General features: G+C 65.7%; 17 protein-coding genes and 1 pseudogene. 11 read left to right on the forward strand and 7 right to left on the reverse strand.

Going from position 1 to position 13698, the window contains the following annotated elements:
* A pseudogene (locus tag JWM94_RS09480) lies at positions 1 to 154 on the forward strand (16S rRNA (adenine(1518)-N(6)/adenine(1519)-N(6))-dimethyltransferase); the annotation flags it as partial.
* On the opposite strand, the gene JWM94_RS09485 reads toward JWM94_RS09480, so the two are convergent.
* Genes JWM94_RS09485 through guaB form a run of 3 tightly spaced genes read right to left on the reverse strand, consistent with a single transcriptional unit; the run spans position 147 to position 3322 of the window.
* Positions 147 to 650 carry a tetratricopeptide repeat protein gene (locus JWM94_RS09485; protein WP_299425592.1) on the reverse strand — a complete coding sequence of 168 codons (504 nt, stop codon included), beginning with the start codon at positions 648 to 650 and terminating at the stop codon, positions 147 to 149. The pseudogene JWM94_RS09480 and the gene JWM94_RS09485 sit on opposite strands and share 8 nt — an antisense overlap.
* A 33-nt stretch (positions 651 to 683) precedes the next feature.
* The gene (locus tag JWM94_RS09490) at positions 684 to 1868 is read right to left on the reverse strand and encodes an RsmB/NOP family class I SAM-dependent RNA methyltransferase (protein ID WP_299425595.1); all 1185 of its coding nucleotides are present in this window, start codon (positions 1866 to 1868) and stop codon (positions 684 to 686) included.
* Complete coding sequence (gene guaB, locus JWM94_RS09495; protein ID WP_299425598.1) at positions 1865 to 3322, reverse strand: IMP dehydrogenase; 1458 nt, start codon at positions 3320 to 3322, stop codon at positions 1865 to 1867. Before guaB ends, JWM94_RS09490 begins: the two co-directional genes overlap by 4 nt.
* Before the next feature lie 173 nt (positions 3323 to 3495).
* Between guaB and JWM94_RS09500 the strand changes: the two genes are divergently transcribed.
* Together JWM94_RS09500 and JWM94_RS09505 are read left to right on the forward strand one after the other, a co-directional pair.
* The gene (locus tag JWM94_RS09500; protein WP_299425603.1) at positions 3496 to 4455 is read left to right on the forward strand and encodes an SPFH domain-containing protein; all 960 of its coding nucleotides are present in this window, start codon (positions 3496 to 3498) and stop codon (positions 4453 to 4455) included.
* The gene (locus JWM94_RS09505) at positions 4452 to 4904 is read left to right on the forward strand and encodes an NfeD family protein (RefSeq protein ID WP_299425606.1); all 453 of its coding nucleotides are present in this window, start codon (positions 4452 to 4454) and stop codon (positions 4902 to 4904) included. Before JWM94_RS09500 ends, JWM94_RS09505 begins: the two co-directional genes overlap by 4 nt.
* On the opposite strand, the gene JWM94_RS09510 is transcribed toward JWM94_RS09505, so the two are convergent.
* The 3 genes from JWM94_RS09510 to JWM94_RS09520 all read right to left on the reverse strand — a co-directional run bounded on the left by JWM94_RS09510 (position 4901) and on the right by JWM94_RS09520 (position 7399).
* A complete protein-coding gene (locus JWM94_RS09510; RefSeq protein WP_299425610.1) occupies positions 4901 to 5236 on the reverse strand; it encodes a hypothetical protein in 336 nt (111 codons plus the stop codon). The two genes, JWM94_RS09505 and JWM94_RS09510, sit on opposite strands and share 4 nt — an antisense overlap.
* 69 nt (positions 5237 to 5305) lie before the next feature.
* The gene (locus JWM94_RS09515) at positions 5306 to 5746 is read right to left on the reverse strand and encodes a hypothetical protein (RefSeq protein ID WP_299425613.1); all 441 of its coding nucleotides are present in this window, start codon (positions 5744 to 5746) and stop codon (positions 5306 to 5308) included.
* Between the two features lie 45 nt (positions 5747 to 5791).
* Complete coding sequence (locus JWM94_RS09520) at positions 5792 to 7399, reverse strand: phosphoenolpyruvate carboxykinase (protein ID WP_299425616.1); 1608 nt, start codon at positions 7397 to 7399, stop codon at positions 5792 to 5794.
* Positions 7400 to 7529: 130 nt separating this feature from the next.
* Between JWM94_RS09520 and JWM94_RS09525 the strand changes: the two genes are divergently transcribed.
* From JWM94_RS09525 to JWM94_RS09560, 8 genes are read left to right on the forward strand one after another with little or no spacing between them, the layout of a single operon-like run.
* Positions 7530 to 8237 (forward strand): response regulator transcription factor, encoded by a 708-nt coding sequence (locus JWM94_RS09525; RefSeq protein WP_299425621.1) that lies wholly within the window; start codon positions 7530 to 7532, stop codon positions 8235 to 8237.
* Positions 8206 to 9795 (forward strand): stimulus-sensing domain-containing protein, encoded by a 1590-nt coding sequence (locus JWM94_RS09530; protein ID WP_299425626.1) that lies wholly within the window; start codon positions 8206 to 8208, stop codon positions 9793 to 9795. The genes JWM94_RS09525 and JWM94_RS09530 overlap by 32 nt, the downstream gene beginning before the upstream one ends.
* 10 nt (positions 9796 to 9805) lie before the next feature.
* Complete coding sequence (locus JWM94_RS09535; protein WP_299425728.1) at positions 9806 to 10243, forward strand: HPr kinase/phosphorylase; 438 nt, start codon at positions 9806 to 9808, stop codon at positions 10241 to 10243.
* Positions 10240 to 11160, forward strand: a complete 921-nt coding sequence (gene rapZ / locus JWM94_RS09540) for an RNase adapter RapZ (RefSeq protein ID WP_299425630.1) — start codon at positions 10240 to 10242, stop codon at positions 11158 to 11160. The genes JWM94_RS09535 and rapZ overlap by 4 nt, the downstream gene beginning before the upstream one ends.
* Before the next feature lie 10 nt (positions 11161 to 11170).
* Positions 11171 to 11578 carry a PTS sugar transporter subunit IIA gene (locus JWM94_RS09545; RefSeq protein ID WP_299425633.1) on the forward strand — a complete coding sequence of 136 codons (408 nt, stop codon included), beginning with the start codon at positions 11171 to 11173 and terminating at the stop codon, positions 11576 to 11578.
* Positions 11578 to 11847: an HPr family phosphocarrier protein gene (locus JWM94_RS09550; protein ID WP_299425637.1), complete on the forward strand. Its 270-nt coding sequence runs from the start codon at positions 11578 to 11580 to the stop codon at positions 11845 to 11847. The genes JWM94_RS09545 and JWM94_RS09550 overlap by 1 nt, the downstream gene beginning before the upstream one ends.
* 27 nt (positions 11848 to 11874) lie before the next feature.
* Complete coding sequence (locus tag JWM94_RS09555) at positions 11875 to 12072, forward strand: hypothetical protein (protein ID WP_299425640.1); 198 nt, start codon at positions 11875 to 11877, stop codon at positions 12070 to 12072.
* Between the two features lie 18 nt (positions 12073 to 12090).
* On the forward strand, positions 12091 to 12891 hold the full coding sequence (locus JWM94_RS09560) for an RNA methyltransferase (protein WP_299425643.1): 801 nt from the start codon (positions 12091 to 12093) through the stop codon (positions 12889 to 12891).
* A gap of 3 nt (positions 12892 to 12894) precedes the next feature.
* On the opposite strand, the gene JWM94_RS09565 is transcribed toward JWM94_RS09560, so the two are convergent.
* A complete protein-coding gene (locus JWM94_RS09565) occupies positions 12895 to 13692 on the reverse strand; it encodes a tetratricopeptide repeat protein (protein WP_299425648.1) in 798 nt (265 codons plus the stop codon).
* Positions 13693 to 13698: the final 6 nt, after the last annotated feature.

Consider the following 13698-nt stretch of genomic DNA (forward strand, 5'->3'; position numbering starts at 1 on the left):
GGCGTTCGGTCAGCGGCGCAAGATGTTGCGGCAGAGCCTCAAAAGCATGCCCGGCGCGATCGAAGCGTTGTCGGCAATCGGCATAGATTCGTCGCGCCGCGCCGAGACGCTATCGGTCGCCGAATTCGTCACCTTGGCGCGCGCGCTTACTTAGCGTCGGCGGTTTCCGGTACTTTCGTCGGCGTCGCGCTGGGCGGCGGGCCCTTGGTGATGCTCGCCGCCAACGAAACGGCATCGGGACACGGCTTCTTGCCGCACAGTGTCCTGATCTTCGCCAAATTCTCCCGCGCGGGGCCCAGGGCGCCCTTGGCGACCAGCGCCTCGCCCTGACCACGTAATGCGGCGGGATCGTTAGGCTCGATCAGCAACGCCTCACGGTAAAGCCGGATCGCCTTACCCGGCAGCGCCTGGCGCTCGGCGACACTTGCCAATTCGATAAACGCCGCACGGTTGCGCGGATCGACTGCCAGCGCGGTTTCGATCAAGTCGGTCGCCGCCTCAAGATTGCCCGCCGCCGCCGCCGCACGCCCTTGCGCCAGCAAGGCCATCGACCTGGCATCGACCGGCGCATCGGCTGGCTGGCCATGCAGCGACGTCGAAACGCTCAGCGCCGCAAAGGCAACAGCGAGCGCAGCGGGGAACAGGCGCATGATCGTCTCCACTCGGGGCACAGTGTCAGCCGGCTAGCATGGCCGCACGAGGCGCGCGACAAAAAAGCCGTCGGTATGGTCGTGCGCCGGGGTCAGTCGCACGCCTTCGCCGCGCGGACGGCCGAATGGAATTGACTGCTCGGCATTCCAGCCGGGATGGCCCGACAGGAAGCGGGTAATCTGCCCCGACCCTTCTTCGTCGAGCAGCGAGCAGACGATATAAACCAACGCGCCGCCCGGCTTGACCAACGGTGCGGCGATACTGAGCAGGCGCCGCTGGGTATCGACCAGCCGTTCGATCCGTGCCGGGGTCAGCCGCCAGCGCGCCTCCGGATTTCGCCGCCACGTGCCGGTGCCCGAGCACGGCGCGTCGATCAGTACGACGTCTGCGCGCGCGGTCCAGTCGGCCAGCGCTTCGGTTTCGCTATTCGGGTTGAGCAAGCGGGTTTCGATGATCGAAACGCCAGCGCGCCCTGCGCGTTGCGGAAGCCGTGACAGGCGCCCGCGATCGGTGTCGGTAGCGAGAATATCTCCTTCATTCGCCATCGCGGCGGCCAGTGCGAGGGACTTGCCGCCCGCACCTGCGCACAGATCGATTACCGCCATGCCGGGTGCGGCCTTGGCGGCGAGCGTCACCATCTGGCTGCCCGCATCCTGCACCTCGACCAGCCCCTCGCGGAACGCGTCGGTCGCTTCGATCGACGTGCCCGAGGGCAAGCGTAGCGCGTTCGGCAGACCGGCGATCGGCTCCGCGCCGAGTTCGGAGTACAGGTTGGCGTGGCCTCCATCCTTAAGCACGTTTACACGCAAATCGAGCGGCGCGCGCTCGACCAGTGCGGCTGCTTCGACCGGGTCGATCTCCGACACTCTGAAACGCTTGCCGATCCATGCCGGCGCGGTACCGGACTTGCTGGCAGGTTCATCCGTCGCAATCGCCGCGGGACCATGCCCTAGTCCGTCGAACGTCGCCGCGATCGTTTCGTCCTCACGCGCCAGTCCCACCATTGCCGCTCGGCCACTCTCCGGTATCTCGCCCGCGCGGCGGATCGCGGCATAGACCAATTCACGCACCGCGCGCCGGTCCTTCGACCCGGCATAGCGCCGCGTCGCGAAGTAGCGCGCGATCAACGTGTCGCCCGCCGCCCCGCCTGCCCTTGCCGCGTCGATGATCTGATCGAGAATCTCGACGGCCGCCTGCGTGCGCGCGGCGGGCGTCATCGCGTGGGGTAATTCGGGGCTTCGCGCGTGATCGTCACGTCGTGAACATGGCTTTCGCTCAACCCCGCCCCCGTGATCTGCACGAAGCGCGCGCGTTGCTTGAGGTCTTCCAACGTTCGCGAGCCGGTATAGCCCATCGCGGCGCGGATGCCGCCGACCAGCTGGTGGATGACGTCGCGCGCCGGGCCCTTGAACGCGACCTGGCCCTCAATGCCTTCGGGCACCAGTTTCATCTGGTCCTTTATGTCGCCCTGGAAATAACGATCGGCCGATCCGCGGCCCATCGCGCCGACCGATCCCATGCCGCGATAGGATTTGTACGCGCGGCCTTGGTACAGAAACGTCTCGCCCGGCGCTTCCTCGGTCCCGGCGAGCAGCGATCCGATCATGCAGGTCGATGCGCCCGCCGCCAGCGCCTTGGCCATGTCGCCCGAGGTACGGATGCCGCCATCGGCGATCACCGGGACACCCGATTTGGCGGCTTCCTCGGCGCAGTCGATTACCGCCGTCAGTTGCGGCACGCCGACGCCCGCAACGACGCGCGTTGTGCAGATCGATCCCGGACCTATCCCGACCTTGATCCCGTCCGCGCCCGCGCCGATCAGCGCCTTCGCCGCCTCGGCGGTCGCGATATTGCCCGCGATCACCTGGACCGAATTGCTCAGCTTCTTCACCCGCTCGACCGCGCGCGCGACGTCGCGGTTGTGGCCATGCGCGGTGTCGATGACCACCAGGTCGACCTCGGCATCGACCAATGCCGCAGTGCGATCATAACCTTTGTCGCCAACCGTCGTTGCGGCGGCGACGCGGAGGCGGCCGGTCGGATCCTTGGTCGCGTCGGGGTAATTGACCGCCTTTTCGATGTCCTTGACGGTGATGAGCCCGACGCAGCGATAGGCGTCGTCGACCACGATCAGTTTCTCGATCCGCCGCTGGTGCAGCAAGGAACGCGCCTGCTCGTGGCCCACACCAATCGCGGCGGTTGCCAAGTTCTCGCTGGTCATCAACTCGCTGACCGGCTGGTTGGGATTGCCCGCGAAGCGGACGTCGCGATTGGTCAGGATGCCGACCAGCTTGCCGTTTGCTTCGGTTACCGGAATGCCGCTGATCTTGTGATGCGTCATCAGCGCGCGCGCCTCGGCCAGCGTCGCGGACGGCGTGATCGTGATCGGGTTGACCACCATGCCGCTTTCGTAGCGCTTGACCGCGCGCACTGCGGCGACCTGCTCCTCGACCGACAGATTGCGGTGAAGCACACCGATCCCGCCCAATTGCGCCATGACGATCGCCATATCGGCTTCGGTGACGGTATCCATCGCCGACGAAATGACCGGAATCGCGAGCGAAATGTCGCGAGTCAGCCGGGTCGCGGTGTTTGCCTCGCTCGGCAGGACTTCGGATTCTGCCGGAACCAGCAGAACGTCGTCGAAGGTCAGGCCGAGCCGGATATCCATTGGGGGTACGCCAATCTGTCGAATCGAAGGTTGGCGGTCCATGTAAACAACGTCCCCTCCGCGCGCCAGCCCACCCGCCCGGCGATGTCGCATTTCGCTATAACGGCGCTGCGGTTCTGCTAATATCGGCGGGAAACCGGCGCCGTGCCGGCACGTCGTCTCGGGGGAGTCTCATGGGTCTCGTCATCGCCGCACTCGTCGCTTTCGTGGTACTGATCTACCTGCTCAGCAGCATCAAGGTCGTGCGTCAGGGGTATCAATATACTGTCGAGCGCTTCGGCAAGTTCACCAATGTCGCGCAGCCGGGCCTGACCATCATTATCCCGTTCTTCGACCGGATTGGCCGTCGCGTAAACATGATGGAGCAAGTGCTCGACATTCCGGGGCAAGAGATTATCACCAAGGACAACGCGATGGTCGCGGTCGACGGCGTGGTGTTCTTCCAAGTGCTCGACGCCGCCAAGGCGGCATACGAAGTCAGCGACCTCTACGTTGCGATCATGCAACTCGCGACCACCAACCTGCGCACCGTGATGGGCTCGATGGACCTCGACGAGCTTCTCTCGAAGCGCGACGAGATCAACGCCCGGCTGCTATCTGTGGTCGATCACGCGACCGAGGCGTGGGGCGTCAAGATTACCCGCGTCGAGCTGAAGGACATCCGCCCGCCCGCCGACATCGTCAACGCGATGACTCGCCAGATGAAGGCTGAGCGCGAAAAGCGCGCGACGATCCTCGAATCCGAAGCGGCGCGGCAGAACGAGATCAACCGCGCCGAAGGCCTGAAACAGGCGCAGATCCTGGAGGCGGAAGGCCGCAAGGAAGCCGCGTTCCGCGACGCCGAGGCGCGCGAACGGTCCGCGCAAGCCGAGGCTGCCGCGACCAAGGCGGTGTCGGACGCGATCGAAGGCGGCAGCGTCCAGGCGATCAACTATTTCATCGCGCAGAAATATGTCGAGGCGATCGGCATGTTCGCCACCTCGCCCAACGCCAAGACGATCCTGTTCCCGGTCGAGGCGACTCAGTTGATGGGCACGCTCGGCGGGATCGGCGAGCTGGCCAAGGAAGCACTGGGTGATGGCGGCCTGTCGCCGGGCAGCGTCACCGTGCCGCGCACGAGGAATCCGCAATGACCCTGTTCGGTATCGACTTCAGCATCGGCGCACTGTGGCTTGCCGCGGCGCTGGTGCTGGCAATCATGGAACTAGCCGCGCCGGGCTTCTTCCTGATCTTCGTCGCGGCGGGCGCGGCGGTGACCGGGTTCATCATGCTGGCGGCGCCCGATCTGCAACCGGTCGTCCAGGCGTTGATGTTCGCGGTCTTCAGCGGCGTGGCGGTCGCTATCGGCCGGCGCTGGTATCACCGCGATCGATCGACCGCGACCTCGCACCACCTCAATGAGCGCACGTCCAAGCTGATCGGCAAGACGGTCGAGGTGAGCGAACCGATTGTCGGCGGCGAAGGCCGGGTGCGGGTTGGCGACGGCGCCTGGACCGCCAAGGGGCCGGACATGCCCGCCGGCGCGCGCGTGAAGATCACGGGCGCGACCGGGGGCGTGTTGCTGGTAGAGCCGCTCGCCTAGCTCTTGCCGCCGCCGAACAGGCCGCCGGCGAGCCCGCCCAGCTTGTCCATGATGCCGCCACCTTCGGCATCGCCTGCTCCGCCAAGCATGCTGGCGAACTGACCGAGCGCGCCCTCGCCGCCGATATGGCCGACGATCTGGCTGAGGATGCCCGAATCGAGACCGGTCGATGCCGCGGCGCTGTCGACCGTGTTGCCCGGCTCGGGATGCGCCTTGGCCAATGCAGCGACCGCTGCTTCGGCTTGCTCGGGCGAGATGCCGACCTTCGCCGCGAGGTTCTTGATATCGACGTTCGAGGTGACTTGGCTGAGAATGCCATCGAGGAACGACATGGGCGCAGTCCTTATCGGTTGAGTAGGAGCAAGAGGCTCCGACAGCGTCGATAGCCTGATGCGGGATCACTAGGAAGGAAGATCGGGCGCGACATATCCCATTCTGGCCGCAACCGAGAAGAGCCGGACGGGGGAATACAATTTCAGCGGCCAGTCGCGGCGTCCTTCTGGCGAGGCAAGCAACGCGTTGACCTTTGCAGCAAGCGGCAGCGCCGGATCGGTGCGCGCGAGGAAACGACGGACGCCGCCGAGGAAGGTCAGCGTGATCGTGTGATGGTAGCCCTGCGTCTCGTCGTTCACCCCACCGACCGACTCGTTGTACCGCGAAATGATCGAACGGAGATCGCGATCGGGATCGATATCCGGCCGCTCGACGAGCAACCATAGGCAGGACGCGAGGTGCGCCTCGTGCGTCCATTCCGCCCTGGGAAGCGCGCGCGCGAGTAACCCCTCCCCCACATGGCGGACGGCAGCATCGTCGGCGAAGAAACGGATCGAACGGTCGGTCATGGTCGGGCTTCCAGTTTGGAGGCCCGACGATGGCGACGGGCCGAATTAGACGGTGGCGGGGGTCCGGGGGGCGGATTGTCGCACCCCTTCGTCGACGTGATCCGCGAATTGCGCGAAATTCTCGACGAACAGATCGACCAGCTTCGCCGCGGTCGTGTCGTATTCGGCCTTGTTCGCCCAAGTTTCGCGCGGATCGAGGATCGCGCTGTCGACGCCCGGCACCGCGACCGGCACCTGGAACCCGAAATTGGGGTCGGTGCGGAATTCGGCGCTGTTGAGGCTGCCGTCGATCGCCGCGTTGAGCAACGCACGCGTCGCCTTGATCGGCATGCGGTTGCCGACACCGTACTTGCCCCCGGTCCAACCGGTGTTGACCAGCCAGCAATCGACCCCGCCCTTGGCGATCCGCTCCTTGAGCAAATTGCCGTAGACCGACGGATGGCGCGGCATGAACGGCGCGCCGAAACAGGTCGAGAAGGTCGCGTCGGGTTCGGTCACGCCGATCTCGGTGCCGGCGACGCGCGCGGTGTAGCCCGACAGGAAATGGTACATCGCCTGGTCGGGGGTCAGCTTGGCGATCGGGGGCAGCACACCGTACGCGTCGGCGGTGAGCATCACGATGTTCCTGGGCACGCCGCCCATGTTCTTTTCGGACGAATTGGGGATAAAATCGATCGGATAGGCGCCCCGGCTATTCTCCGCGAGGCTGTTGTCGTCGAGGTCGAGCTGGCGCGTGACCGGGTCCATCACGACATTCTCGAGCACCGTGCCGAAACGCTTGGTCGTCGCGAAGATTTCGGGCTCGGCATCGGCCGACAGGCGGATCATCTTGGCGTAGCAACCGCCCTCGAAATTGAACACCGCGTCGTCGGACCAGCCGTGCTCGTCGTCGCCGATCAAGGTTCGGCTGGCGTCGGCGCTAAGGGTGGTCTTGCCGGTGCCCGACAGGCCGAAGAACACCGCGGTCGACCCGTCGGCGCCCATGTTCGCCGAGCAGTGCATCGGCATAACGCCGGTCGGCGGGAGCAGATAGTTGAGCAGCCCGAACACCGATTTCTTCATCTCGCCGGCATAGCGCGTGCCGCCGATCAGGATTAGCTTCTCGGAATAGTTGACCGCGATCACCGTCTCGCCGCGCGTGCCGTGCTTCGACGGATCGGCGCGGAAGCTCGGCAGGTCGACGATGGTATATTCGGCCGCGAAGTTCTTGAGCTCGTGCTCCTCGGGGCGGACCAGCATCGTGCGGATGAACAGGTTGTGCCAGGCAAGCTCGGTCACGACGCGCACGTTGACCCGGTATTCCGGCTGCGATCCGCCGAACAAATCCTGGATGTAAAGGTCTTCCTTGTCGCGCAGCGCGGCCATGAAATCGGCCTTGAGCGCGGCAAAATGCTCGGGGCTCATCGCCTTGTTCGACTTGCCCCACCACACGGTCGAGTCGGTTTCGGCGTCGCGGACGATGAACTTGTCCTGCGCGGAACGGCCGGTGTGCCGACCGGTCTCGACGACCAGCGGCCCGTCGGAACTCAGCTTGCCCTCGCCGCGGCGGACGGCGGCGTCGACCAGCCGAGCCGTGACCAGGTTCCAGTGAAGGTCGGCGCGAGTCTCGATGCCTTGCGATTCGAGCCCGGCGTCCGGAATACGCTCACTCACGATAAATTCCTCAAGCGTCTGAATGGTCCCGCATACGTATGCAGGAGGATGAGCGCGCCCATATCCCCCGACCCAATCGCCGTCAAACCGGCCATTGAGCGCGGGGACCCTTTCCTCTACCCCACGGCGCATGACGGCTACGATCGCGCTCGTCGATGACGATCGCAACATTCTGACCTCGGTGTCGATCGCGCTCCAGACGGAGGGTTTCCTCACTCGTGTCTATTCGGATGGCGAGACCGCGCTGAAGGCGCTGATCGACAACCCGCCCGATCTCGCGATCTTCGACGTCAAGATGCCGCGGATGGATGGGCTCGAACTGCTGAGGCGGCTGCGCGAGAAGAGCCAGATTCCCGTGATCTTCCTGACCAGCAAAGATGACGAGCTCGACGAGGCGCTCGGTCTCGCAATGGGCGCCGACGATTACATCGCCAAGCCGTTCAGCCAGCGCCTGCTGATCGCCCGGATCCGCGCGATCCTGCGCCGCACCGACGCCAGCCACGCAATCGCGAACGGCGAAGAACCCGCCGCCGAAACGCTGATCGATCGCGGCCGGCTGCAAATGGACCCGGCGCGGCATCGCGTGATGTGGAGCGGCGACATCGTCACGCTGACCGTCACCGAATTCCTGATCCTTGAGGCGCTCGCGCAGCGTCCCGGCGTGGTCAAGACACGCAACCAGTTGATGGACGCGGCGTATCAGGACGACATCTATGTCGACGATCGCACCATCGACAGCCACATCAAGCGCGTGCGCCGCAAATTCCGTGAGGTCGACGGCGACTTCGACGCAATCGAAACATTGTATGGCGCTGGCTACCGTTTTTCGGAGGATTGACCCCAACGGCGATGACGGCAGCGGCGGCGACCTGTCGCTGCGCTGGTCGGGGCGGATTTCGCTCACCACGCGAATCCTGGCGCTTAATATCTTTGCGTTGGCGTTGTTGGCGGGCGGGTTCTTCTATCTCGATTCGTACCGCAGCCGGATTCTGGACGCCCGTGGCGCCCAGGCCAGCCGCGAGGCGCGGCTGATCGCCGCCGCGATGAATGCGGCGTCGCCGGAACATCGCGGGACCTTGGCGCTGCAACTGGCGCGCGACACCGGCACGCGCATCCGCCTGTTCAAGCCCGACGGCACACTGGCAGGCGATACGCGCGCGATGGGGCTGCGCAACGTCCAGCTGATCGATCCCACCACGCAGGGCTGGCAGCTCCAGGCCGCGCGCTTCCTCGACGCGATGATCGATACGGTCGTCAACGCGCCGCGCGCGCCGCTCTATCGCGAGCGCCGCGCGGGCGGCGAATGGCCCGACGTGCGGACCGCGCGCACGTCCCCGACCGCTCCCGCCACGGTATGGCGCGCGCCCGACCGCACGCCGGTCATCACCGCCGCGGCCGCGCTCGGCGATGGCGAGGTTGTGATGACCACGGCCAATGCCCGCGACATCACCCAGACCGTGCGCAGCGAGCGGTTCCGGTTGAGCGTGGTGCTGGCGATCGTCGCATTGGTCTCGATCTTCCTCTCGCTGTTCCTGGCGCGGACGATCGTGCGCCCCCTGCGGCGACTGGCGCGTGCGGCAGTCCGCGTCCGGCTGGGGCGCGCGCGCGAAGTGGTCGTCCCGCGCCTTCCGTCGCGGCGCGACGAGATCGGCAGCCTGGCGCGCGCGCTGAGCGACATGAGCCAAGCACTGCGCGCACGGATCGACGCGACAGAGGCGTTCGCCGCAGACGTCGCGCACGAGATGAAGAATCCGCTCGCCTCGATGCGATCGGCGCTTGAAGGTCTCGAGTCGGTTCAGGATCCGGCGTTGCGCGAGCGGTTGATGGCGATCCTGCGCGACGACGTCCACCGGCTCGACCGGCTGATCACCGACATCGCCGAGGCGTCTCGGCTAGATGCCCAGTTAAGCCGCGCAAAGTTCGATGAGGTCGATGTCGCCGCGATGGTCGAGGGGCTTATCGCGCAACGCACCGACCGGGGGATCGAACGCGGCGTGCGAATCCGCTTCGACAATCAGGTGAGCGGACGGCGGCTGGTGATGGGTGAAGGCGCCCGGCTGGAGCGGGTGTTCGAGAATCTCTTCGAGAATGCCGTGTCCTTCTCTCCCGACAATGGGCTGATCATCGTTGGCGCGGTGGTCGAGGGGAGCGATCTGGCGGTAAGGGTCGAGGACGAAGGACCAGGCGTGCCGGCCGAAGCGCGCGAATCGGTGTTCAATCGGTTCCAGTCGATTCGCCCCGAAACGGAGGAATTCGGCAAGCATTCGGGGCTCGGCCTGGCCATTGCGCGGACGATCGTCGAGGGGCATCAGGGCAATATCGTGGTGGAATCGCGCGACGACCGGCTCAGCGGGGCGCGGTTCGTGGTCCGGCTACCGCTCGCGCCATCTCTGTAGGAGGCTCGCCATCGCCGTTCCGTCCTCCGAAACGCTTCACGTCTCCAGCATCGCGATCGGCGATCGCGCGGTGCTGATCGAGGGTGCCTCGGGCGCGGGCAAGTCCGATCTAGCGCTTCGCATGATCGATCGCGGCGCGACGTTGATCAGCGACGACTATACCTTGCTGACCCGCGCCGACGGCGGGCTGATCGCCTCGCCCCCCGCCACCATCGCCGGACAGATCGAGGTACGCGGCCTGGGTATCGTCCCGCTCCCCCACGCCGACAAGGTTCGCGTCGCGTTAGTCGTTCGCTTGACCGACTCGCCCGAGCGGATGCCGCTGGACGAAGAGGTTAGAAGCATTGCCGGGGTCGGGGTTCGCTCGGTGGCGATCGACCCACGGTCAGCGTCCGCCGCGATCAAGGTCGAACTGGCGCTGAAGCATTTGTGCGGAGCCGAGGCATGACCGGCGCCAAGGAAATCCTGCTCGTTACCGGGCTGTCGGGCGCCGGTAAGTCGACCGTGCTCAAAACGCTCGAGGATCTCGGCTGGGAGACCGTCGACAATCTGCCGCTGCGCTTGCTCGACCGGCTGCTCGGGTCGCCCCCGGCGGAGGGCGCAGAGGACGATCTGCGCCCGCTGGCGCTGGGGATCGATGCGCGGACGCGCGACTTCGACCCCGAGCGGATCGTCAAGCGGATCAAGAAGCTGCGCGACGATCACAGCTACGACATCGGCACCCTGTTTCTCGATTGCGGCGGGGCGGAGCTCGAACGGCGTTATTCGGAAACGCGGCGGCGGCACCCGCTGGCGCTCGACCGTCCGGCTGGGGATGGAATCGCGCGCGAACGCGAACTGCTGGCGCCGCTGCGTCGCTGGGCCAACCGGTTGATCGACACGACCGACCTCGGCGCCAACGAACTGGCGCAACAGGTCCGCGCGACCTTTGGTGGCGAAGGGTTGGGCGAGCCGACGTTGGCGGTGATGTCGTTCGGCTTCGCCCGCGGCGTTCCACGCAACGCCGATCTGATGTTCGACATGCGTTTCCTGCGCAATCCGCATTGGGACGACGCTTTGCGGCGCGGCACCGGGCTCGACGCGGACGTATCGGCCTATGTCGCGGCTGACCCTGCTTACGACGCGGCGATGACGCAGATCGAGGATTTGTTGCTCCTCCTCCTCCCGCGCTACCGCGCCGAGGGCAAATCCTATATCACTATCGCGTTCGGCTGTACCGGCGGGAGGCATCGCTCGGTCCATGTCGCGGAGCGAGTCGCTGCGCGGTTGCGCGGCGCGGGGTTTTCGCCCACGGTCACGCATCGTGATTTGGGCGCGGCGCCGCAGGACTCGCTAGAGGGTGCGCCGCGGACGGGTTTGGGATAAAAAGACGGACATGATCGGCCTGGTATTGGTGACGCACGGACGGCTGGCGTTCGAATTCGTGACCGCGATGGAACATGTCGTCGGAAAGCAGGATCAGGTCGAGGCGATCGCGATCGGCCCCGACGACGATATGGAGGCGCGCCGCGCCGACATCGCCGCCGCTATCGCCAAGGTGGAAGTCGGCAAGGGCGTGATCCTGCTGACCGATTTGTTCGGCGGCACGCCGTCGAATCTCGCCATCTCGCTGCTCGAACGCGGGCGAGTCGAAGTGATCGCCGGGATCAATCTGCCGATGCTCATCCGCCTTGCCTCGGCGCGCAAGACGATGAAGGTGCTCGACGCGGTGATCGCGGCGCGTGAGGCCGGCCGCAAATATATCGCGGTGGCATCCGAAGCGCTGGGCGAGGCCGCGGCTTGATGCCGGTGAGCCGCAGCGTTCAGATCGTCAACAAACGCGGCCTCCACGCCCGCGCCTCTGCCAAGTTCGTGACATTGGCCTCGACTCAGCCGGTCGAGGTGATGGTGGTTAAGGACGGACCCGGCGTCACCGGCACGTCGATCATGGGGCTGATGATGCTCGGCGCGGCGATGGGCGACACGATCACGATCAGCGCCGACGGCGACGGCGCCGAAGCGACGGTCGGCGTGCTGTGCGAACTCGTCGAGGCCAAGTTCGGCGAAGACTGATCAGCCGCTCGATCGGGAGAATTTGCCATGCTCGAAGTGCTGCGCAAAGCGCTTGCGGACAATAACAACATGCTGATGGTGCGGATTTGCACTGCCGGCCAGAAGATCCCCAACGAACGAGCGATCATCGCGGTCGACGAAATCGGGGTCGCCGTTCAAGGCGCTCACGATGGCGAATTTTTTGTTCAGCCATGGAGCAACATCGCGTGGCTCGCGGTCTCGTGAACCGCTAGGCACCCGTCGATGCCCCGCCGGATCACCGCCTTCTCCAACACGCTCGTCAAACGTGTCCGCAGCCTGCGCGACAAGAAGCATCGCCGCGCCGAAGGGCTGTTCCTCGCCGAGGGCTTGCGCATCCTGACCGAAGCGCGCGAGGCCGGGCGAATCCCGCATTACCTGTTCTTCACCGCAGAGGGCGCGAAGCATCCGCTGGCGGCGGTGTTGATCGAGGGGGTCGAAGACGCGGGCGGCGAAGCGATCGAAACCAGTCACGACATCCTGTCAAAATTGTCGGGCAAGGATAATACCCAGGCAGTGGTCGGCGTGTTTCCGGAATTCACCGCGTCGCTCGCTCAGTTCGACCGCTCGACCTCGCCGATTTGGCTGGTCGCCGAACGGCTGCGCGATCCTGGCAATCTCGGCACGATCCTGCGCACCGGCGACGCGGTTGGCGCCGGCGGACTGATCCTGATCGACGAGTGCGTCGACCCGTTTTCGGTCGAGGCGGTGCGTGCGAGCATGGGGGCGTTGTTCACCGTGCCGATCGTCCAGGCGGGCTGGGAGGAGTTTGTGCCATGGCTGCGGTCGGGACCCGGCCAGCTGGTCGGGCTCAGCCTGCAGACGGACGCGGATTACCGCGCGGCTTGCTACACCGCTCCGACATTCCTGCTGACCGGCAACGAGGCACAGGGGCTGCCGGACAGCTACGAGGCGGAGTGCGACCTGCTGGTCAAGATGCCGATGCTGGGCAAGGCGGACAGCCTCAACGCGGCGGTCGCGACCGCGGTAATGGCGTATGAGGTCCTCGCGCAGTCACGCGGGTGACCGTCACACGGTCAGCTTGCGCTGTTCCTGGATATATTCGAGCTCGCGCGGCGAATCGGTGTCCTCGGGATTGATGTTGAGACACTTGCGATACGCGGCCTCGGCGGCGTTGTAGTCGCCGAGCTCGACCAGGTCGTAGCCGATGCCCTTGAGCGCGAGGCAGCGTTCCTCCTTGACCCGATCGGGCGTCAGGTCGGCCGACGCCTCCGACCGGCGGTAGGCGTCGAGTGATTCCTTCCATTTCTTCTGCTTCATCAGGATGTAGCCGAGTTCGTTGAGGTACCGCGAATTCTGCGGCGCGTAGGCGACCAGCCGCTGAAACGTCGTCAGCGCCTCGGGCAAGCGCTCGAGGTCGATCAGCGCATATCCGGTGACATATTGCGCGCGGCACCAGCCGGCGTCGATCGCGACCGCCTCCAGCTTGGCCTTCGCGGCGCCCGCGAGATAGGCGGACGATTGTTCGGGCGTCACCGCGCAGTAGATCTGGCGTTTTTCGCCGGCATATTTCTTCTCGAAATCGGCCAGAACGGGGCGCATCAACTCGACCGCGCGGCCAGGATTTCTCGCCCGTATCGCCGCCATTCCGGCGTCATATTTGGCATCGACCGTCGGTGTACCGCGATCCTTGTCGCGGCTAGCTACCGACGGCGAATTGTCCTCGCGGTCGGGCGCCGAGCGCACGCGGTCGCCCGAATTGCCCGGCGGCTGCTGCCTGACGGTCTGGCCAACCGCCGTCGTTGGCGCCATCGCCAACAGCACAGCGCCCAGCACCGCCGCCCGTCCGATCGTACGAAATGCCATCGCCCA

It is taken from the genome of Sphingomonas bacterium (genome assembly GCF_028289855.1).
In the GTDB taxonomy this organism is placed as follows: domain Bacteria; phylum Pseudomonadota; class Alphaproteobacteria; order Sphingomonadales; family Sphingomonadaceae; genus Sphingomonas.

Bases quoted from the DNA above. Each gene is read 5' to 3' on its own strand.
- JWM94_RS09485 (WP_299425592.1), bottom strand. From the start codon at position 650: ATGCGCCTGTTCCCCGCTGCGCTCGCTGTTGCCTTTGCGGCGCTGAGC.
- JWM94_RS09490 (WP_299425595.1), bottom strand. From the start codon at position 1,868: ATGACGCCCGCCGCGCGCACGCAGGCGGCCGTCGAGATTCTCGATCAG.
- guaB (WP_299425598.1), bottom strand. From the start codon at position 3,322: ATGGATATCCGGCTCGGCCTGACCTTCGACGACGTTCTGCTGGTTCCG.
- JWM94_RS09500 (WP_299425603.1), top strand. From the start codon at position 3,496: ATGGGTCTCGTCATCGCCGCACTCGTCGCTTTCGTGGTACTGATCTAC.
- JWM94_RS09505 (WP_299425606.1), top strand. From the start codon at position 4,452: ATGACCCTGTTCGGTATCGACTTCAGCATCGGCGCACTGTGGCTTGCC.
- JWM94_RS09510 (WP_299425610.1), bottom strand. From the start codon at position 5,236: ATGTCGTTCCTCGATGGCATTCTCAGCCAAGTCACCTCGAACGTCGAT.
- JWM94_RS09515 (WP_299425613.1), bottom strand. From the start codon at position 5,746: ATGACCGACCGTTCGATCCGTTTCTTCGCCGACGATGCTGCCGTCCGC.
- JWM94_RS09525 (WP_299425621.1), top strand. From the start codon at position 7,530: ATGACGGCTACGATCGCGCTCGTCGATGACGATCGCAACATTCTGACC.
- JWM94_RS09530 (WP_299425626.1), top strand. From the start codon at position 8,206: ATGGCGCTGGCTACCGTTTTTCGGAGGATTGACCCCAACGGCGATGAC.
- rapZ (WP_299425630.1), top strand. From the start codon at position 10,240: ATGACCGGCGCCAAGGAAATCCTGCTCGTTACCGGGCTGTCGGGCGCC.
- JWM94_RS09545 (WP_299425633.1), top strand. From the start codon at position 11,171: ATGATCGGCCTGGTATTGGTGACGCACGGACGGCTGGCGTTCGAATTC.
- JWM94_RS09550 (WP_299425637.1), top strand. From the start codon at position 11,578: ATGCCGGTGAGCCGCAGCGTTCAGATCGTCAACAAACGCGGCCTCCAC.
- JWM94_RS09555 (WP_299425640.1), top strand. From the start codon at position 11,875: ATGCTCGAAGTGCTGCGCAAAGCGCTTGCGGACAATAACAACATGCTG.
- JWM94_RS09560 (WP_299425643.1), top strand. From the start codon at position 12,091: ATGCCCCGCCGGATCACCGCCTTCTCCAACACGCTCGTCAAACGTGTC.
- JWM94_RS09565 (WP_299425648.1), bottom strand. From the start codon at position 13,692: ATGGCATTTCGTACGATCGGACGGGCGGCGGTGCTGGGCGCTGTGCTG.